The organism is Campylobacter sp. GTC17093 (genome assembly GCF_055397635.1).
Map to the genome: position 1 here is coordinate 1,469,201 of NZ_AP038832.1, position 19,717 is coordinate 1,488,917.

General features: G+C 30.4%; 16 protein-coding genes. 6 read left to right on the forward strand and 10 right to left on the reverse strand.

The window, feature by feature from the left end; genetic code table 11:
- Positions 1-5 precede the first annotated feature (5 nt).
- The 3 genes from ACZ5VL_RS07660 to sstT form a co-directional block, all read right to left on the reverse strand.
- Positions 6-1,760, reverse strand: coding sequence for a hypothetical protein (locus ACZ5VL_RS07660; protein WP_464198457.1), 1,755 nt, complete (start codon positions 1,758-1,760; stop codon positions 6-8).
- Positions 1,761-1,811: 51 nt separating this feature from the next.
- Positions 1,812-3,569, reverse strand: a complete 1,758-nt coding sequence (locus tag ACZ5VL_RS07665) for a PhoX family protein (RefSeq protein ID WP_464198459.1) — start codon at positions 3,567-3,569, stop codon at positions 1,812-1,814.
- A 127-nt stretch (positions 3,570-3,696) separates the two neighbouring features.
- Complete coding sequence (gene sstT / locus ACZ5VL_RS07670; RefSeq protein WP_464198461.1) at positions 3,697-4,959, reverse strand: serine/threonine transporter SstT; 1,263 nt, start codon at positions 4,957-4,959, stop codon at positions 3,697-3,699.
- A gap of 233 nt (positions 4,960-5,192) precedes the next feature.
- On the opposite strand from sstT, the gene metK reads away from it, so the two are divergent.
- Both metK and cuyB read left to right on the forward strand, forming a co-directional pair.
- Positions 5,193-6,398, forward strand: a complete 1,206-nt coding sequence (gene metK, locus ACZ5VL_RS07675) for a methionine adenosyltransferase (protein WP_464198463.1) — start codon at positions 5,193-5,195, stop codon at positions 6,396-6,398.
- A gap of 23 nt (positions 6,399-6,421) precedes the next feature.
- Positions 6,422-7,105 (forward strand): cysteate racemase, encoded by a 684-nt coding sequence (gene cuyB / locus ACZ5VL_RS07680; RefSeq protein WP_464198465.1) that lies wholly within the window; start codon positions 6,422-6,424, stop codon positions 7,103-7,105.
- 60 nt (positions 7,106-7,165) lie between these two features.
- Here the strand turns inward: cuyB and abc-f are convergent, their stop codons facing one another.
- Positions 7,166-8,749, reverse strand: coding sequence for a ribosomal protection-like ABC-F family protein (gene abc-f / locus ACZ5VL_RS07685; protein ID WP_464198467.1), 1,584 nt, complete (start codon positions 8,747-8,749; stop codon positions 7,166-7,168).
- Between the two features lie 108 nt (positions 8,750-8,857).
- On the opposite strand from abc-f, the gene ACZ5VL_RS07690 reads away from it, so the two are divergent.
- The 3 genes from ACZ5VL_RS07690 (at position 8,858) to ACZ5VL_RS07700 (ending at position 12,012) form a co-directional block, all read left to right on the forward strand.
- On the forward strand, positions 8,858-10,861 hold the full coding sequence (locus tag ACZ5VL_RS07690) for a bifunctional C40 family peptidase/M15 family metallopeptidase (protein WP_464198469.1): 2,004 nt from the start codon (positions 8,858-8,860) through the stop codon (positions 10,859-10,861).
- Between the two features lie 446 nt (positions 10,862-11,307).
- On the forward strand, positions 11,308-11,496 hold the full coding sequence (locus ACZ5VL_RS07695; protein ID WP_464198471.1) for a hypothetical protein: 189 nt from the start codon (positions 11,308-11,310) through the stop codon (positions 11,494-11,496).
- A 285-nt stretch (positions 11,497-11,781) separates the two neighbouring features.
- Positions 11,782-12,012: a type IV secretory system conjugative DNA transfer family protein gene (locus ACZ5VL_RS07700; protein WP_464198473.1), complete on the forward strand. Its 231-nt coding sequence runs from the start codon at positions 11,782-11,784 to the stop codon at positions 12,010-12,012.
- A gap of 158 nt (positions 12,013-12,170) precedes the next feature.
- Here the strand turns inward: ACZ5VL_RS07700 and murD are convergent, their stop codons facing one another.
- A complete protein-coding gene (gene murD, locus ACZ5VL_RS07705) occupies positions 12,171-13,367 on the reverse strand; it encodes a UDP-N-acetylmuramoyl-L-alanine--D-glutamate ligase (RefSeq protein WP_464198475.1) in 1,197 nt (398 codons plus the stop codon).
- The gene (gene mraY / locus ACZ5VL_RS07710) at positions 13,367-14,428 is read right to left on the reverse strand and encodes a phospho-N-acetylmuramoyl-pentapeptide-transferase (protein WP_464198477.1); all 1,062 of its coding nucleotides are present in this window, start codon (positions 14,426-14,428) and stop codon (positions 13,367-13,369) included. Before mraY ends, murD begins: the two co-directional genes overlap by 1 nt.
- Before the next feature lie 81 nt (positions 14,429-14,509).
- Here mraY and gpmI point away from each other — a divergent pair, with 81 nt between their 5' ends.
- Entirely contained in the window at positions 14,510-15,985 is a 1,476-nt protein-coding gene (gene gpmI / locus ACZ5VL_RS07715) for a 2,3-bisphosphoglycerate-independent phosphoglycerate mutase (RefSeq protein ID WP_464198479.1), read from the forward strand.
- Positions 15,986-15,995: 10 nt separating this feature from the next.
- On the opposite strand, the gene ACZ5VL_RS07720 is transcribed toward gpmI, so the two are convergent.
- Genes ACZ5VL_RS07720 through ACZ5VL_RS07735 form a run of 4 tightly spaced genes read right to left on the reverse strand, consistent with a single transcriptional unit; the run spans position 15,996 to position 19,629 of the window.
- A complete protein-coding gene (locus ACZ5VL_RS07720; protein WP_464198481.1) occupies positions 15,996-16,469 on the reverse strand; it encodes a phosphatidylglycerophosphatase A family protein in 474 nt (157 codons plus the stop codon).
- Between the two features lie 8 nt (positions 16,470-16,477).
- Positions 16,478-17,644 (reverse strand): sulfate adenylyltransferase, encoded by a 1,167-nt coding sequence (locus tag ACZ5VL_RS07725; RefSeq protein ID WP_464198482.1) that lies wholly within the window; start codon positions 17,642-17,644, stop codon positions 16,478-16,480.
- Positions 17,628-18,512 carry a response regulator gene (locus tag ACZ5VL_RS07730; protein ID WP_464198484.1) on the reverse strand — a complete coding sequence of 295 codons (885 nt, stop codon included), beginning with the start codon at positions 18,510-18,512 and terminating at the stop codon, positions 17,628-17,630. Before ACZ5VL_RS07730 ends, ACZ5VL_RS07725 begins: the two co-directional genes overlap by 17 nt.
- Positions 18,487-19,629 carry a bifunctional 2-C-methyl-D-erythritol 4-phosphate cytidylyltransferase/2-C-methyl-D-erythritol 2,4-cyclodiphosphate synthase gene (locus ACZ5VL_RS07735; RefSeq protein ID WP_464198486.1) on the reverse strand — a complete coding sequence of 381 codons (1,143 nt, stop codon included), beginning with the start codon at positions 19,627-19,629 and terminating at the stop codon, positions 18,487-18,489. The genes ACZ5VL_RS07730 and ACZ5VL_RS07735 overlap by 26 nt, the downstream gene beginning before the upstream one ends.
- Positions 19,630-19,717: the final 88 nt, after the last annotated feature.

Consider the following 19,717-nt stretch of genomic DNA (forward strand, 5'->3'; position numbering starts at 1 on the left):
TTAGTTTAATGCATATATAAAAAAGCTTTTATGCCAGTTTCTTGAGCCTGTTCAACACTTTTATGAACATTGTCTGATGGAGAAATATTTACATCTCTACCATAAACATAGCTTTGTTCATCAACGACACTTTTATAAGCTTTATTTAGTTTTAGTGCTCTGTTTGCACTTGGCATCAAAAGATAACTTATATCATTTTTTAAGATATTCATAGCTTCATTTTTTAGTTTCCAGCTTCTATCCGTTACTGCGCCTGGTGTTTGTTGGTTTATCTCATACTCTTTTTTTATCATGTTTTTATTTTTTTCCCATCCAGCAACAAAAAATTTATCCATGATTTCTTGGTTTGAACGAAATTCATCGCCAGCATTATTTAATGCTAGATATTTTGCGTATTCGCTATCTCCATCACTTAAAACTAAATCCTTAATCCCTTCAAAGCCACGCTTGCTCCAGTGAAACCAGCCATCGTTTAAATTTTCTCCTTCAAATTTTCTTCCAAAAACAAAAGTTGAGTCAGTCGTAGCTCCTATATTTGTATGACAACCCATACAAAATAGTGTTTCTTCGTAGTTTTGCGGTCTAAGTTCGCCTTGTTTGTCTTCTATAAAAGCTTGAAAAATCCAGCCTTTATCATTGCTTAATCCGGTTTCTACATTTCCTACATATATATCTGTCCTATCTGGAAAATCTCTTTTTTCTTTCAATGCATTTGCTCCGATATCTGAAAGTTCTCCATATGTTTTCCACTCTTTTTTAATGCTGTATCTCAACTCTTTCATGCGTTTTGCCATGCTAGTTTTTTGGCCATTTACATCTATGTATCTAACAGAGTGTAAAAACTCGGTTCCAACAGGATAAAGACCAGGAGCTATTTGTATTTCATTTCTCAGCTGTTTTTTACCAGCAAGTCCTGCGTAATGCATAGAAAAATTAACTAATTTACCACTATTTATATCAAAGTTTGGTTTTATCCATTTGAAAACTATCTTATTTGTTATGTCAAATTTACCATTTTGATTAAGATCTAGTTTAATCTTACTCTCGTCTATAGGAGAAATTTGGATATCTCTTTGTTTTATAAGGCTTTCGATTATTAATAAATTTATATTATAAATTTCTGTGCTAAATTTACCGTTTTCATCTAAAGCAAAATCTTTTGGAAGTCTTATTAACACATCATCTGTGTTGCCATTTGTTGGCCAGAATGTCCCCAAAAACGGGTAATATGCGAAAGCTCTCCAACCTGTATATGAACCATCCTGTTTTCTGTCAAAACCTTTTTCATCGAAGTTGTATTCACAGTCTGGAATATATCCATCCCATTTTCCATTTTTGTTAAAATCCCAGCTACTATTTAAGTTATTTAGCTTTTTAGACAATATAATATCACCATTTTTGTCTTTATAGTTGTCTTGTTTTACATATTTTATAATCTCTTCATCGCTAATTTTTTCTATATCTTTGCTTCTATTTACAAATAAATTTGTAAAAGGATTTTTAAGGGCAGGGTATGGAAAATCATAACTTTCTTGATTTGCATAATCCTCAAAGTTGTAATTTGGTTCTTTGTTTAGACTATGGCATGAATAACAAGGATTTGAGACAATGTATTTGTTGTTTTGATTTATGGTTTTTGTATAGCATTGAGATGATACATATGAATTTTTAGAGTTTAGTATCTCTTTGCTAGTAATATCAATATCCATTGCATAACTACTTATAATTAATAAATTTGTTAAAATAATAATTTTATTCAAAGCTTATCCTTTAAGTTATAACAGCTAGCCAAAATGACTAGCTGTTAGTGTTTATTTTGAAATAACTGGAAATGGTCCGATATATCCTGTATAAGCTCTTGAGTCTTTTGGATCTTTTAGCATATCTTCATCGCTTTCACCATACGGGTGTTGAACGACGGCCATAATGTAGCCAAAGCCGTTGATGTTATTGTAGTAATAAGGTGAAGTTGTTTCACTTCCATAAGGTGTTGTAAGAATTCTTGTTAATTTATCTTGTGAGATGTTATATGACCAGATATAGTCATTTTGGTGTCCATCGCCTGTATCTTCACCTATTATTAAAGTGCCTGTATTGTTGATATAAGTAATATTATCTGGATTTGCTATGCCGTTTACATCGCAAGTGTTTTTAGGGTCAGCTTTACCAACTGGTTTGCCAGATACCAAACCTTTCATAACATCAGGAACATAGCTTGAACCTATTTTGTCATCTTTTTTAAGGCTAAGTCTATAAACTGCACCACAAGTATTTTCAGATAGTCTTATATGATCTTGCCCTTTTACATCATATTTTGTGCTATCTTTACCTTTTGATTTAAAGCTTTCCATGCCTTTGTTTATCTCGCTCATACTGATGTAAACTTCGTTTAAGTTGTTATTATAAGTAATACCCTCCATCTTTCTAAACTCAGTTGTAGCACCTTTTATAGCTGCAACTCTTCTGCTTTCAAGTCTGCTTGCTATTTTTTCCATACCGTTTTTTATCTTGATACATTCAGGCTTTGTTTCTTGGTTAGAATCAACATTTGCTTTAGTTGCTGAAAAGCCTGCAGGACAACTATCATCTTTAAATTCTGCTGTTTCAAATATATCACCAAATTTTATATTATTATCTACAGCTTTTTTTATTTCATCATTGTTTGCATGACCTAAACTAATCCACTCTAAATTTGCTGTGCCACTATTTTTATCATCTGTTTGATTCCATTTTGCAGCATAAAGTGTGCCTGAGCTTAAATCTTCTGCTTTATCAGCTATAAACATAAAAAGTGAAACATTTGTTCCATCATCACTCATAAGAACTGTTTTTTTATCTGGCATAACATAAGATAGTTCGTGTGCTAATCTTCCCATAGAATAATGTTTAGTAATTTTAACACCACCTTTTTCACTAATTATCTTAACTTCAGGCGTCCAACCATAATAATATGGATTTAGCTTTTTAAAGTCGCCTCCAAAATATTCAGCCATAAGATTATAGTACTCGCCATTTGAGCCATCTTCTTTAAGTGTTCTTGCATCTGGTTCATACTCTTCGCTTCCAAGGTGAGTTCCCCATGGTGTAACTGAACCAGCACATGGTACCCAAAGACCATGATAAGAACTAAAATCTATATTTTTTGTGTTGATTGCTTTTAAATTTCCATTTTTGTCTTGGCTTAGTTCTGTTACATACATAGCAGCAGGGCGAGATTCAAAGTGAGAAACCATAAAAATTTTGTCTTTATAAGTTAAAAGAGAAGAAAAGTCGTTGTCATTTGATATCCTTGGACTCCCATCTTTTGTAGTTATAATCTTACCATTTACATCATAAAGTGCGCCAAATATCCCATTTCCTACTTTATCTCCTGATCGGACTAAAGTGTTATAGCCAATCTTATGATCTTTGCCATTTATTTTTACATTATCACTAGCTCTTATTATGCGTTTATCTTGATCTGAGATTGGAACGCTAACTTCGCTAAATTCTATATTTATTAAATTGCTACCAATAGCTGCACTCGCGCAAATATTAGCTACAACAACTGAGAAAAAAAATTTCTTCATATAAGCTCCTTTAAATTTATGGATAGTATAATTCTATCCCTAAATGGAAACATTTTAATACATTGTTATAACATTCATTATCATTATAAATTTAGCCATTTATAATGAAAAATGGCTATAAATATTTTTAGATGTTTGTATTTGTTGGAGTGGTAGCGTTTGTTGTATATGAAGCAACTGCTGTAAAGAGTATATCAGTTGAGCTATTTATAGCAGTTTCTAGGCTATCTTGTATAACTCCTATGATAAAGCCAATTGCTACGACTTGCATGGCAATATCATCGCCTATACCAAATAAAGAACAAGCCAATGGTATGAGCATAAGTGAGCCACCAGCTACGCCACTTGCGCCACAAGCTCCAATAGTTGCAACTAAAGAAAGTAAAATCGCACTTGTAAAATCAGGATGAATACCAAGACTAAATGCAGCGCTAATAGACATTATGGCTATAACAACAGAAGCACCGCCCATATTTATGGTTGCTCCAAGAGGTATAGAGATAGGGTAAAGCTCTTCATCTAAATTTAGTTTTTTTGCTAGTGCTATATTTACTGGAATGTTTGCAGCCGAGCTTCTTGTAAAAAATGCCGTAATACCACTTTCTCTAAGGCAAGTTATAACAAGCGGATATGGATTTTTTTTGAGATAAAACAAAACTATAATAGGATTTATAATAAGAGCTAAAAATAGCATCGCGCTAACTAATAAAAGAATGATTTTACCATAACTTGATAAAACATTTAGTCCAGTACTATAAACGCTTATGCAAATAAGACCAAATATACCAAATGGTGCAAATTGTATGATAATTCTTACTATCTTTGTGATAGCTTTTGCTAAATCAGTAAAGAAGTGTTTTGTGCTTTCATTTGAATTTCTAAGCATAATGCCTAAAATTATCGCCCATGCTAAAATTCCTATATAGTTTGCGTTCATAAGGGCGTGTATAGGATTATCTACTATATTAAAAAGTAAGTTTTGTAAAACTACAATTAAACTACCTGGGTTTTTAAAATTTAAATCAGCTGGAACATTTAAAGCTAATGTTACTGGAAAAATATAAGAAAAAACAACGCCTGTTAAACCACCAAAAAAAGTTCCTAAAAGATATAAAAACAAAACTCTTTTTAAACCTTTTGAATTTGAAAAATTGTTTGAAAGTATAGAGTTAGCAACAAGTATAAAAACCAAGATGGGTGCAACACTTTTTAAAGAAGATATAAAAAGATCTCCTAAAAGTTTTGCAAAATTTACCAAATCAGCTTCAAATTCTAAATTAGTATATTTTGCACTTAGACCTAAAGCGATACCTAAAATCATACCTATAAGAATTCTAACAACTATGTTTTTTTCTGTATATGACTTAATGAGTCTATGTAGATTAGGCATATAAATTCCCCAATAAATTAAAATAAAAAATAATTCTATCTAAATTTTAATTAAACGGAGTTTTTTAACTAATATTTTTTGATATTTGTATATAATAAACTCAGTATTTCTGTTGCTAGATGTAAAATTTATTTTAAATTTTATGATATATGATGGTAATTATTAAGCTATAATTCAATTTTTAGTGTTAGAATTAACAATTTAATTGACAAAAACAATAAGGAATAAATATTATGTATCTTTTTACAAGCGAAGTTGTAAGTCCAGGACATCCAGATAAATGCGCTGATATTATAGCTGATAGTATAGTTGATGCTGTTTTAATGGAAGATAAAGATAGTAGGATTGCAAGTGAAGTTTTCGTAGCAGGAAAACACATCGTAATAGGTGGCGAAATAAGCTCTAAGGCTAAATTTAGCTTTAAAGAGTACGAATCTATAGTTAAAAATGCACTTCATAAGATAGGTTATAATGGAAATCCACATTTTAGCAAAGAGCAATGTTTACATCCAGACGATATAGAGGTTCATGTTCTTTTAAATCAACAAAGTCCTGATATAAATCAAGGCGTGGATCAAAAAGAGGGTGATATAGGAGCTGGTGATCAAGGTATAATGTTTGGTTTTGCTACAAATGAGACAAAAGAATTTATGCCAGCGGCTATAACTTACGCAAGAATGTTGTGTGATAAAATTTATAAATTTGCAAAAACAAATCCAGATAAATTTGGTGTTGATATAAAAACTCAAGTTACGATTGATTATGGAAATAAAGATAATTTTGAAAATTGTAAACCACAAAAAATTCATACTATTGTAGTTTCAGTTCCAAGCATTCAAACCATGAGTATAGATGAGGTTAGAAAGATAGTGGGCAACCTTATAGATGACGCAGGACTTCCAAAACATCTTTACAATAAAGATAAAACCATCATTTATATAAATCCAACCGGTAGATATGTAAATCACAGCTCACTTCACGATAGTGGATTAACTGGAAGAAAGCTTATAGTTGATAGTTTTGGTGGTTATGCTCCAATTGGCGGTGGTGCACAAAGCTCTAAAGATTATACAAAAGTTGATAGAAGTGGGCTATATGCGGCAAGATATATAGCTAAAAATATTGTCGCAGCAGGACTTGCTAAAAAATGTGTAGTTCAACTAAGTTATGCTATTGGAATATCAAAACCAACTTCTGTTAGTGTTGACACAATGGGAACTTATATAGATGGTGTAAATGACGATTTATTATCAGATTTTGTTATGAAAAATTTTCCATTAACTCCAAAGTGGATTATAAACAAATTTAGTCTTGACAATCCAAGCAAAGATACATTTTTATATGCAAAAGTTGCTGCAAATGGTCAAGTTGGACACAAAGATTATCCATGGGAACAACTAGACAGTGTTCAAATATTTGAAAAACTCAAAAAAATTTAATGATAGAATAAAATAGGGAAAGTATGAAAAGAGTCGGCATAATAGGTGGTATGGGGCCATTGGCAACTATTGATTTATATGAAAAGATAGTAAAACTAACAAATGCAAAGTGTGATCAAGAAAATATACCACTTTTGATAGATAATAACACACTTTTGCCAGATAGACCAACTTATATACTAGATCATAGTAAGCCAAATCCGCTTCCAGGTTTAGTTGAAAGCGCAAATAGGCTTAAAAGTGGTGGTTGCAAAGCGATATGTATGGCTTGCAATACTGCTCATTATTTTGTTGATGACATAGTAAAACAAACAGGCGTAAATTTTCTTAATATGCCAAAAATTACCGTAGAATCCATATTGAAAGATTATAAATTTGCTAAAAATATATGTGTTTTAGCTACAAATGTCACTATAAAGACCGGTATTTATGATAAAGAGCTTGAAAAAAATGGATTAAATAGCGTTAAATTATCACATGAAATACAAGATAAGCTAATGTCTTGTATTTATGATGGTGTAAAAGCTGGACAGATTAATGAATATGTAAAGCTTTTTGAAGATGTTGTAAATAGTTTAGATGCTGATTTATTTTTGGCTGCTTGCACTGAACTTCCTATATTTTTACCTCTCATAAAAACAAATAAAGTATTCTTAGATCCAACTTTAGAGCTTGCTAAAGAAATTATTAGATTTTCTAGATCTTAAAATATTTATAAAATAATTTGATATTAAATAGGCGGTATTTGAGTCAAAATTGACTCAAAACTATAATGTTTGAGGGTCCATATACTCTTCGTAAGTTCCTCTAAAGTCTATAACTTCACCATTTTCCTTTATTTCTATGATTCTGTTTGCAAAAGCATCAATTAGTTCTCTATCATGGCTAACGCAAATTGCATTTCCTTCATAGTTGTAAAGCGCTTCGCCAAGTGCAATAATGGCTTCTAAATCAAGGTGGTTGTTTGGCTCATCAAGTATAAGTAAATTTGGCTTTATAAGCATGAGTTTGCTAAGCATTACTCTATGTTTTTCGCCACCACTTAAATCCCCAACACTTTTTTCTTGCTCATCGCCACTAAATAGCATTCTTCCTAAGCATTTTCTAATCTCGTCTAAATCTTTATTTTTTGCATCTTGCAAATATTCATAAAGTTTTAGTTCGCCTTGGATTTTATTATTTGTATCTTGTGCAAAATATCCTGGTTCTATAGTCGCTCCAATATGTACATTTCCGCTATCTGGCTTAATTTCTTTCATAATAATTTTACATAGTGTTGTTTTTCCAACACCATTATGTCCTATAACTGCTACTTTATCACCTTTTTTTAGTTTCATGTTAAAGTTATCAAATATTACTTTATCTCCAAATTTCTTGCTGATATCGGTTAACTCTAAAATTTCGTTTCCTATTTCCCTATTTAGTTTAAATAAAATACTAGGCTCTCTTCTGCTTGAGATAGCGATATCTTCTATATTTAACTTTTCAAGTTGTTTTTGGCGACTAGTAGCTTGTTTTGCCTTGCTAGCATTTGCACTAAATCTAGCTATAAATTTATCTAAATCTTCTTTTTCTTTAAGCTTTTTTTCTCTTTGCATTTGAGCTTGTTTTTTTATTAAATTTGCTGCTATGTACCAATCATCATAATTTCCACTAAATTCGCGAATTTTCTTGAAATCAACATCTAGAATGTGTGTACAGACATTGTTTAAAAAGTGTCTATCGTGGCTTATAACAACCATTGTTCCTTCATGTCTATTTAGCTCATTTTCAAGCCATGAGATAGCGTTTATATCTAGGTTATTTGTGGGTTCGTCTAAAAACAAAATATCTGGTTTTGGGAAAAGTACTTGAGCTAGTAAAACTTTAAATTTATCCGAGTTTTCAAGCTCGCTCATAAGTTTATCATATTCATTTAACCCAAGAGAGCTTAGAATTTTTTCTATCCTTGTTTCACACTCGTAAGTTGGGTCTTCTTCTGCGGTTATGATTTCAAGTTTGCTAAGTCTTTCATTTATCTCATCTGTAAATTCTTCACTCATGTAAAGTTTTTCTTTTTCTTTTATAGCATCATAAAGCCTTTTATTTCCATATAAAACAGCATCTTTTATGGTAAAATTTTCAAAAGCAAACTGATCTTGTCCAAGTACGCCAGTTTTAAGACCATTTTCTACGATAATTTCACCACTACTATAATCTATTTCTCCAGATAAAATTTTTAAAAATGTAGACTTTCCGGCGCCGTTTGCACCAATAAGACCATATCTATTTCCTCTATTTAGTTTTAAATTTACATCCTCAAACAAAATTTGACTTCCAAATTTCATACTAAGAGAGTTAACTTCAAGCATATTTTTCCTTAATAATTTTTTGCAAATTGTAATCAAAAAATGTTTTTTTGTCAAAAAACTTTATATTTTATATTTTTTGTTAAAATTACGGTTTTAAAAAGGAAATAAATGAAAAATTTTAAACACGTTGTCATATCTTTAACTTGCGCGGTTTTTTTAGCCTCTTGTTCAAAAAGTCCAGAAATTAGCAACGCAAATAAACACTCCAATTCTCAAAGCTGTGAAATTTGTAAAGTAGATGAGCTTAGTTTAATAAAATTTGATATAGCTCAAAATATTAATTCTCTAAATTCCTATGATTTTAGTAGTTATTTTATAAATTATGATTTTATACAAAAAAGAGATAATGTTTTAGACAAAATTTTTATAAATATACCAGCAAGCGAAGCGCTTTGGGGGTTATCTTATAAAAATACATTAACTAGAAAATATTACTCTCCCAATAGACATCAAATTTCAGATGAGTGGTTTGAAAAAATTCACGATAATGCAAATAAAGAAGCCTACAAAAGTGTCTCAAGAGTAGCAATTACTACAAAAAATACTCTCGTAAGAAATTTGCCAACAAGTGAACCGATATTTATTAGTTTTAAAAAAGCAGGGGAGGGATATCCGTTTGATTATCTGCAATCATCTGTTTTACATATAGACGCTCCTGTTTTTGTTTCACACTACTCAAAAGATAGAGCTTGGGTTCTTGTAGAAAGTGATGCACTTTGGGGATGGATAGATGCAAGAGATATTCGCTATGTTAGTGAAAGTGAAAAAAATGAGATAAAAAACTCAAATTTAATGTCAGTTTTAGTTGATGATACACCAGTTTATGATAAATTTGGTAACTTTTTGTTTGAGGCTAGGATGGGTGCAGTTTTAAGGGTTTATGGACAAAATGATACTCATTATATAGGCAAAGTTTTTACAAAAAATGGCGAAGAAGAATTTTATATCCCAAAAGATAGAGTTACAAAATTTCCAGCTAAATTTACAAGTGAAAATCTAAAACTTGCTATAAATAGCGTTTTAGGAGAACCTTATGGTTGGGGTGGATTTGGGTATTATAGAGATTGTTCTTTATTTTTAAAAGATCTTTTTGCTAATTTTGGAATATTTCTTCCGAGAAATTCAAAAGCGCAAGGAAATGTAGGAGAGGTTATAAGTCTAAAAAATATGGATAATGAAAAAAAACTTCAAATGATAAAAAAATACGCCATCCCTTTTTTGACACTATTTTACATGCCAGGGCATGTAATGCTTTATGCAGGAGAAATAGATGGTAAGCCAGTGGCAGTTCATGATGCGTGGGGAATAAAAACAAAAGATAGTTCAAGAGCGCTTATCTCACAAGTTGCTATTACGCATCTTGATATAGGAAAAGATAGAGATGATATAAATGAGGAAAGTTTACTTTTATCAAAAATAACATCTATGAATATCATTGCAAAACCAAAAAGTGAAATTTTATCTAAAAGTTATGGTGTAAATATAAGAGATGGTAAAGTTATTTTTGAAGACGGCTCTAGTATGCCTTACAGAGATGATAAACAAAATAAAAAATTTGATGAACTACTTAACAATCCTAGTGTAGAAGATATGTTTGCTTTACCTTATCCAAAATACGCACAGATAGGAAAAAATTTAAGTGATGCTGGTAGATTTAGAAATGAGTTATTTTTTGGTAAAATTTATGGTCAAAATGAGCAGGAAGTAGAAAAAAATTTAGTAGATGTTGTTTGGCTTAAAAGTAGCGTAAATAAAAAGTTTAAATTTAACTCAAAAAATGGTGCTGCAAAAGCTTTTGAAAATGTTTCAAACGATTTAGATATACTTACAAAAACTCGTCCAGAATTATTAAAATATCTTAACAATCCGGCTGGAACATATAAGTATAGAAAAATAGCAAACTCAAACAATCTAAGTGCACATAGCTGGGGTATAGCGGTTGATATAAATACAAATTTCTCACATTATTGGCAATGGAGTAAAACTGGCTTATATGAAAATTCTATACCAAAAGAAATAATAGATGTTTTTGAAAGGCATGGTTTCATTTGGGGTGGTAGATGGGAGCATTTTGATACAATGCATTTTGAGTTTAGGCCAGAATTATTATAATTATACATACAATAATACATAATTTTTTATGTATTATTGTATTTTTAAATTTAAGAAATATACACTTTTTATAATAATAACAGGCTTGATTATACTTTGCTATTAATGAAAATGGTAAAATAGGTAAATTAATCATTGATAAGACTAGCGGAGAAACTAAATATATTACAAAAGTAAGACAAATGATTTAAAAAGATTAGAGCGAGCAAGAAAAACTCAAGAACAAAAACAAAATTAGATGTATACAAAGACTTAAAAATATTTATAAAAATAAAAACAAGCGCCCCCTGATGTAAACAAATCTCAAACTATACAAAGATGAATTATTAAGAATTTAAATCTAAAAAATGAGGATTATAAATTTTCTCATTAGTCTAAAATTTGCCTAGATTATGGACTTTACTTCCTTTTATAATGCCATAAAATCATTATAAAAGGAAAATAAAATGGCAATTACTTCAACAGGATACCAAGCGCCAGCAACACAAAGAGTTGGATTAGTCCCATCTGTTTATGACAAAATTATACTAATAGGTGCAGATGAAACACCATTGCTTAGTATGATTGGTAAAAGCACAGTTACAGGTATATTTAAAACACCAGTTATAAAGTCATTTCAATACAACTTTTGTTGATAGCAAATAATGATTACAAATAAGAAAAAATACTTAACGACAAAGTTTCAATACAACTTTTGTTGATAGCAAATACATTTTTTTCATCACTTTTAATATTTTTTATGATATGTTTCAATACAACTTTTGTTGATAGCAAATGGTTTATACAAATTATGAAAACTTAATATTGTTTTTAATGATTTTTTTCCTTTTGTAAATCTTATTTTAGTTATTTATTAAAAAAAGATACCTGTTGTAGATAACAAAAAACACAAAAATATTGATAGAATAATAAAATTGTTTATGATATTATTTTTAATGATTTTTTTATCAAAAGCTTTAAGGAATAAAACAGTTAAAAATATTTCTCGTGGAAGTAGTTCATCTCGTGGCGGTGGTAGTAGCAGTAGAAATATAAGTGAAACAAGCAGAGCATTAATGCTACCACAAGAGATAGAAGAAATGGATTTTGAAGATGAAATTATAAGAATAGAAGGCAAAGTACCTGTGAATCACTCTCACTTTAAGAAGTGAGAGTTTTCTTGCCTAGGGTTTGATAAAAATCTTTAATTCAAAAATTTGCATAGACAAACCTTTTTATTTTGATTTTTATATATTATAACTCAAACTAAGAAAAAAGATTGTATGTTTATATTGCATACTAAAAAACAATTTTTTATTATTACTATTTGTTACAGTTCACTTATAAATTTCTTAAAATCATCGCCCCTTTGGGCGTATGAGCTAAACTGATCTAGACTTGCGCAAGCTGGGCTTAGTAGACCAACTTCATTTTTACGTTGTAAATTTTTAGATATCTCTTTTACTGCGACATTTAAAAACTCACATCTAAATGATTTTAGGTTAAATTTAGTAGATAAACTCATAACTTTATTGGTATTTGAGCCGATTGCATAAACTATAGCATCTTGTTTGCTAAGAGTTTCAAAAATTTCGCTTAAATCCACACCTTTATCATCGCCACCGATTATCGCATGAATTTTAAACTCTTTGTAGCGTTTAAAGGCTTGAAGCGCTGCATCTATGTTGGTAGCCTTTGTGTCATTTACCCAAAGTCTGTTAAATTTATCCTTGATCTCTTCAAGCTTATTTGACTCTATAATAAATCTATTTAGAAGTTTAAAATTAGCTCTGTCAAAAAGGATTTTTTCTATGCAAAGCGCCATCAAAGCATCCATTAAAAATGGTGTTTTAAAAGCTATATCACTATTTTTTACGCCACAAATTTTCTCCAAATCGCTTTCATCTTCGTAGTATAAAATTTGTGCTAAACTATGCATACCTTCATATTTTTTAGGTAAAATCGCAACAGAACCTTCTTTCATCAATGAAAGTGGCTTTAGTTTTGCTTTTTCATATTCTTTCATGCTCCCATGCCAACTTATATGATCTGGCGTTATAGGAAGCAAAACATAAACATCAGGAGAGGCAAATTTAGTATAGTAAAGTGTGAAAGAACTGGTTTCTAAAACCCAAATTTTTGCGTTTTTATCTAAATTTGCGAGTGGATTTCCTACATTTCCACCCATATATGAGCCGTAATTTTCTAGTAAAAACTGAGCCATTTTTGTAGTTGTTGTTTTGCCATTTGTTCCACTTATCCAAACACTTGTTGGCATGACATCTTTAAAATAATCATACTCGCTTATTAAATTTCTAGCACTTTTAACTAGTTCGTGTGTGCGTGGAAAACCTGGACTTGGGATTTCAAGCTCGCTTTTTTGAGTGTCAAATTTATCTGTTGGTAAAAGTAAATTTCCATACTCATCATTTGAAATTTCTTTAAATTTATCATCATAGATATCCCATCCGCCACTTTTTGCTATAGCTTTTGTGGTTAGTGCATATCCAAATAGTGATTTTTTCATCATCTCAGCTTTAATGCAGTAAGTGCTATTAAATTTGCAAGTAGGGCAATGAGCCAAAATCTAATGATGATTTTGTTTTCAACCCAGCCTTTTATCTCAAAATGATGGTGTATAGGTGCCATTAAAAATATACGTTTTTTAAACATCTTAAAGCTTCCAACTTGAAGTATAACTGATGCTGTTTCCATTACAAAAACAAAACCTATAATGATAAGTAGAAACTCATTTTTACTCATTACTCCTACAAGTCCTATAAATGAACCCATACTTAAACTTCCACTATCACCCATAAAAACTTCTGCTGGATGACAGTTAAACCATAAAAATCCGACCAAAGCACCCATTAATGCACAAGTTATGATGATAACTTCTCCAAGCCCCTGTATGCTTGGCAAAAACAAATAACTACTAAAAACTATGTGCCCACTAAGATATGCAAATATGCTAAGGCTTAAAAGCGCAAATATACTTGGAACCGTAGCAAGTCCGTCAAGACCGTCTGTCAAATTTACAGCATTTGAACTAGCTACTATAACTATTATCCAAAAAGCTATAGCAAAAAGTTCCATATTTAGGATTGGGTATTTGTAAAACGGTATAAAAAGTTCTGTATTTGCTTTACCTATAAATAAAATAGCGCTTATTATAAGAGCGCAAAGTATCTGTAATGTAAATTTTCCTCTTGGAGTTAGTCCTGCGTGGTTGCTATTTTTTATAATCTTGCTATAATCATCACCAAAACCTATCATACAAAACAAAAACAGGCATAAAATAGAAGATATAACATATATATTATCAAGTCTAGCACAAAGTAAACTAGCTATTATTGTTGCAAAAATAAAAACTAGGCCACCCATTGTTGGGGTTTTATTTTTTACTTGATGGGTTTTTGGGGCAAGTTCGTATATTGGTTGATCGGCATGCTTTTTCTTTGCCCATCTTATAAATTTAGGCATAAGAAATATTGTAAGAACAAAAGCTATAAAAAACGAAAAACCTGCTCTAACTGTTGTGTATTGAAATAAATTTATATTTAAAAATGTATACAGATAATAAAACATAATGACCTTTATTGATAAAAAGCCAAATTTTAGTATAATAATGCTAAAAAATAATTAAAATTTAATATAAAGAATGAAGAAATGAAGCAAAAAACTATTTTAGTAATAACAGATGGTATTGGATACAATCCTAAAAACGAGTTTAACGCATTTGCAAATGCTAAAAAACCAACTTATGATTATCTTTTTAAAAATATTCCAAATTCACTTTTAAAAACAAGTGGTAAAAGTGTAGGGCTTCCTGATGGACAGATGGGAAATAGCGAAGTAGGGCATATGACCATAGGAAGTGGAAGGATTTTATATCAAAATTTAGTAAAAATAAATATGGCAATAGTTGATGGCTCGATAAGAAAAAATCCTGTTTTGATGGATTTAGCAAAAAAATGCAAAAGAGTGCATATAGTAGGGCTTTATAGTGATGGTGGAGTTCATTCTTCAAGTGAACATTTTGATGAGATTGCTAGTATTTATGAAAGCCTAGGACTTGAAGTGTGGGAACACGCAATAACTGATGGCAGAGACGTTTCGCCTGTAAGTGGAGAAAAATTTATAAAAGAACTTGAGCAAAAACAGGGTAAAAACAAAAAGATAGCGACAATTTGTGGTAGATTTTATGCCATGGATAGAGATAAAAGATGGGATAGGGTGCAAAAAGCATATGAAAATATGATAAGTGGTACAAATATCTCTAATTTAACTCCAAGCGAGTATATGCAAAAATCTTATCAAAAAGATATCACAGACGAGTTTATAGAGCCTGCTAGTTTTAATGGATTTGATGGTATAAAAAAAGATGATGGAATTGTGTTTATAAATTTTAGAAACGATAGAGCAAGAGAAATTTGCTCTGCATTGTCTTGCGAAATTTTTGATGGCTTTAAAAGAGAATTTGTTGTTAAAAATTTAGTAACTATGACAGATTATGATGATAGCTTTGATTTTCCTATAATTTTTGAAAAAGATGAGATAAAAGATACTTTAAGTGAAATTATCTCTAAAAATGGACTAAGGCAGTTTCATTGTGCTGAGACTGAAAAATACGCTCATGTTACTTTCTTTTTTAATGGCGGAAAAGAAGATGTGTTGCCAAATGAAACAAGAATTTTGGTTCCTAGCCCAAAAGTAAAAACCTATGATGAAATGCCACAAATGAGTGCTTATAAGGTTTGCGAAGTAATACTAAAGGCTATGAAAGATGAATTTGATTTTATAGTTGTAAATTTTGCAAATGGTGATATGGTTGGTCATACTGGAAATTACGAAGCATCTATAAAAGCTGTTGAAGCAGTTGATGAGTGTTTAGGCAAGATTATTGATACAGCTAAAGAACAAAATTATGCTTATATACAAATAAGTGATCATGGAAACTGTGAGGCTATAAAGGATGAAAATTTAGAGATTCTTACAAATCATACAACCTTTGATGTATTTTGTTTTGTGATGGCAGATGGTGTTAAAGAGATAAAAAATGGTGGCTTAAGTAATGTAGCTCCTACAGTACTTAAACTAATGGGTCTTGAAGTGCCAGTATCTATGGATAAGGCACTTATTTAAGTTAAATTTATTAAACAGCTGGCGTTATAGCACCAAAGTATATTAAAACTTTGAGTGTTATTAGCGCCCCAAGTCCTGCAAAAAATCCAGCTAGCATATCATCTCCCATCACGCCAAGACCACCCTTTACTTCTCTATCTATGCGTCCAATGACAGATGGTTTATATATGTCAAAAAGTCTAAAATAAACAACTCCCAATATGAAACCAAATAAAGAAAATCCACACATTGATAAAGTTAGCCATATTCCAGCAACCTCATCTATAACGATATGTGAGCTATCATGGGAGCCTGTCTCTTTTTCGTATTCATTTATAGGATTAATAGCTGCAACAAATACAAAAATAGATAGCAATACTAGAGTCTCAGCACCTAAATATTTAAGCACAAAATATGCTACAACAGCTCCTGCTAATGTTCCAAAAGTTCCTGGAGCAAAAGGCGCTAGCCCACTATAAAAAAATGTAAGAAATAGTTTTCGCATTATTATCCCTAGTTCATGATAGGTGTTTGATAAAGCTTCATAAGCTCTATATAAAAGTCTTTTTCATCATGTTTTTCTAAGATACCTTTATTTGCAAACAAATCATCATAAATTTTTTGTATATCTTTAAATCTATTTGGAAAAAGCTCACTTAGTATAAGAGCTGAAATATCGCTTCTCATAAGTATTGATGGTGGCATGATACCATTAAAAAGTAAGCTTCTTAGATTCTTTGTGTGATATTTTATATGGTGATGTCCGCCATGTGGGCAATTTCTTGTGCTTACTAAGCATTTGCATTCGTTGCAATACACAAACTCTGGCATAACTATTATTTCGATATCTAATTCTTTTTGATATACATCTAATGCAGTATGCGGTCTATTTCCATCATAAAACATTCCTATACCAATATGATTTTGTCCAACTACAAGCTTATTTGCACCTAGATTATGTGCGGCAATACATTCAAGTGCAGGATCTGCATGATCTCTAAAAAAGAATGTATTTTCAAAAGCAACTATTTCTATTTTATCTGTTGGGAGATACTTATTTGCAAAGTATTTTAGTGCTTTAACTCTTAGATCAAAATCTAGTTTATTTTCTTCTAAAGTTCTTATTAGAAACACTATTACAAGATCTGCTTTATCTATCATAATACGCATAAGTCTTTCATGGGCTCTATGAATTGGATTTGCCCTCAACATAATAGCACTTATTTTTTTTAGATTGCCATCTTTTATTTTATTTGAAATTCTTGCCTTGGTTTGTTCTAATGATGTGTCAAATGCATGTATTTTGCCACTTATTGCGTATTTTCCATATTTTAAATTAGGACCATATCTCAATAAATCAATCAAAAATATAGATTTATTAGCTATTTCCTTTTTTGTTTTGTAAATACTTTCTACTTCTATGTATCCAACTTTTTTATCATTTAATATAAGATCTAAAATATCACCACTTTTTAAATGCTTTATAATATGTTCATTTTCTATTGGTGCAAAAACATATGTAAATGGGCATGGTTCATCCTTAAATTTACCACTTACTGCAATTTGAGCTTCTTGCTCATCCATAAGCTTTGTAAATTTACCTAAAATTCCATTTTCTATAAGAGAAAGTATGCCGTAGTCTGCTTTGGTGATAGTTATAGATTTATTTTTGGATACCATATTTTTTTCTCTTTTCCCACAGTGATTTTCTTGAAATTCCAAGTTTTCTGGCTAGTTCTGTATCGCTATAAGTATTTTGATATTTAGATATAGCAAATTTTGTATAATCATCAATTCCTAAAATTTCATTTATCTCAAGACCACTATCTTCAATAGGAATGTCAATAGTTTCAATGTTTGCTTTTTCTAATAAGTTTGTTGTAGAAATAATAACTTGTTTTTTTACGCAAATGTCTAAAACTTCTTTCTTTTCTTCTTCTTTAAGAGATTGGAAATTTATCAAATATAATAAGTTTTTACCTATTCTTTTTTTTAGTTTTTCTATTGGGTTATTATCTTTTAGGTCGATTTGTTCAAATGCAATATCAAAATTTATAGTATAAAATAGCACAAAACTATCAGAACTTTTTGTTTTAATGGTACGAATCATAATTGGAAGTTTTATTTTTTTTATATCATGTTCATTAAAAGATGATGATCCAAAATGATTTTTTAAATAACTTTTATATGTTTTATTTAGCATTTTTAACTTATGGTAGTTTATGAAATGTTCTATCTTTCTAACTAACTCTTCCATTATAAACGGCTTTTGAATATAATCATGCGCACCAAGCTCTATAGGTCTTAATACGGTATCATTGCTAATATAAGTTATCATTACTATAATTATAGAGTCTTTATTTTCACATATGATTTGCTCAAATTTCTTATTTGAAAAATTTGTTGATAATAAAATTACATCGAAAAACTCGTTTTTATTATGCTCTTCATCATTTTCAAAAATTTTAGATTCAAATCCAAATTTGCTTAGTTTTGATGCTATACTTTGTGCTAAATATGTCTCATTTTCTACTATTAAAACCTTCATATTTCATCCAATCGTAAAATTTCAAATTCGCATTTGCTAAAGCCGCAATTCCTTCTTTTCTGCCTAAAAAGCCCAAATACTCGGCTGTAGTTGCTTTTACATTAACTCTATTTTGTGTTAAGTTTAAAACATTTGCTATGTTTTTTGCCATTTTATCTTTGTATGCTAAAAGTTTTGGTTCTTGAGCAATTATGGTTATATCTATATTTATTATCTCAAATCCAACTTTTCTTATCATATCATTTACTGTATCTAAAAGATCCAAGGAATTTGCATTTTCAAACTTATCATCTGTGTCTGGAAAAAGTTCACCAATATCTCCCAAAGAGCTTGCTCCAAGCATTGCATCTATTAAAGCATGAATTCCAACATCTCCATCAGAATGCGCTAGTATACCATGCTCATAAGGAATACTCTCTCCACAAATTACTAAATCTTTATCATTTTTAGATCCAAATTTATGTATATCAAAACCATTTCCACTAAATATATCAAGGGATGGTTTTGGTAAATTTAAATCAAGTAAATCATCATAATATGTGATCTTTTTGGCTTCTTTACTACCTTCAACGTACCAAATTTTGCCTCCAACTGCTTTTATGGCTGAGCTATCGTCTGTAAATGTTGTATTGCTTTGGAGAGCTTTTTTTAACATGTTTGTTTTTGAAAGTTGCGGTGTTTGGATAAGCTTTAATTTATCTCTATTTATGCTTTCTTCTTCAAAATATGCAGTATCGCTAACTTTAAGAGCCGGAACTACGCAATCGGCATTATTTAGACCATCTATGAGCTTTGAAAAAAGTTCTTTGCTAATACAAGGTCTTGCTATATCGCTAACTAAGACAAACTCGCTTTTTACTTCATCTAGAGCGTTTTTTAATGATTCTTGCCTAGTATTTCCGCCTTTTATAAACTTAAAGTTATTTGTAAATTTGCTCATATATGCACACTCATTGCTTACTATAAACACATCTTTAAAAGAGTAAAAGTTGCATAAATTTTGCGTTGCATAAAGCCAAAGAGGAGTATCGTTTAGTCTTATCCACTGCTTTTTTACAGGCATGGAAAATCTGCTAGATGTTCCTGCTCCAAGCATTATTAAAGAGATATCAAGCACTATCGTTCCTTTAATGTAATAAACTAAGGATAATTATACATTACAAAAGCTGTTTTTTAGCTTTTTATTGATATATTCTGATAATTAT

Bases quoted from the DNA above. Each gene is read 5' to 3' on its own strand.
- ACZ5VL_RS07695 (WP_464198471.1), top strand. From the start codon at position 11,308: ATGGCAATTACTTCAACAGGATACCAAGCGCCAGCAACACAAAGAGTT.
- sstT (WP_464198461.1), bottom strand. From the start codon at position 4,959: ATGCCTAATCTACATAGACTCATTAAGTCATATACAGAAAAAAACATA.
- murD (WP_464198475.1), bottom strand. From the start codon at position 13,367: ATGAAAAAATCACTATTTGGATATGCACTAACCACAAAAGCTATAGCA.
- ACZ5VL_RS07665 (WP_464198459.1), bottom strand. From the start codon at position 3,569: ATGAAGAAATTTTTTTTCTCAGTTGTTGTAGCTAATATTTGCGCGAGT.
- ACZ5VL_RS07725 (WP_464198482.1), bottom strand. From the start codon at position 17,644: ATGGTATCCAAAAATAAATCTATAACTATCACCAAAGCAGACTACGGC.
- ACZ5VL_RS07700 (WP_464198473.1), top strand. From the start codon at position 11,782: ATGATATTATTTTTAATGATTTTTTTATCAAAAGCTTTAAGGAATAAA.
- abc-f (WP_464198467.1), bottom strand. From the start codon at position 8,749: ATGCTTGAAGTTAACTCTCTTAGTATGAAATTTGGAAGTCAAATTTTG.
- ACZ5VL_RS07690 (WP_464198469.1), top strand. From the start codon at position 8,858: ATGAAAAATTTTAAACACGTTGTCATATCTTTAACTTGCGCGGTTTTT.
- ACZ5VL_RS07730 (WP_464198484.1), bottom strand. From the start codon at position 18,512: ATGAAGGTTTTAATAGTAGAAAATGAGACATATTTAGCACAAAGTATA.
- mraY (WP_464198477.1), bottom strand. From the start codon at position 14,428: ATGTTTTATTATCTGTATACATTTTTAAATATAAATTTATTTCAATAC.
- ACZ5VL_RS07720 (WP_464198481.1), bottom strand. From the start codon at position 16,469: ATGCGAAAACTATTTCTTACATTTTTTTATAGTGGGCTAGCGCCTTTT.
- cuyB (WP_464198465.1), top strand. From the start codon at position 6,422: ATGAAAAGAGTCGGCATAATAGGTGGTATGGGGCCATTGGCAACTATT.
- gpmI (WP_464198479.1), top strand. From the start codon at position 14,510: ATGAAGCAAAAAACTATTTTAGTAATAACAGATGGTATTGGATACAAT.
- metK (WP_464198463.1), top strand. From the start codon at position 5,193: ATGTATCTTTTTACAAGCGAAGTTGTAAGTCCAGGACATCCAGATAAA.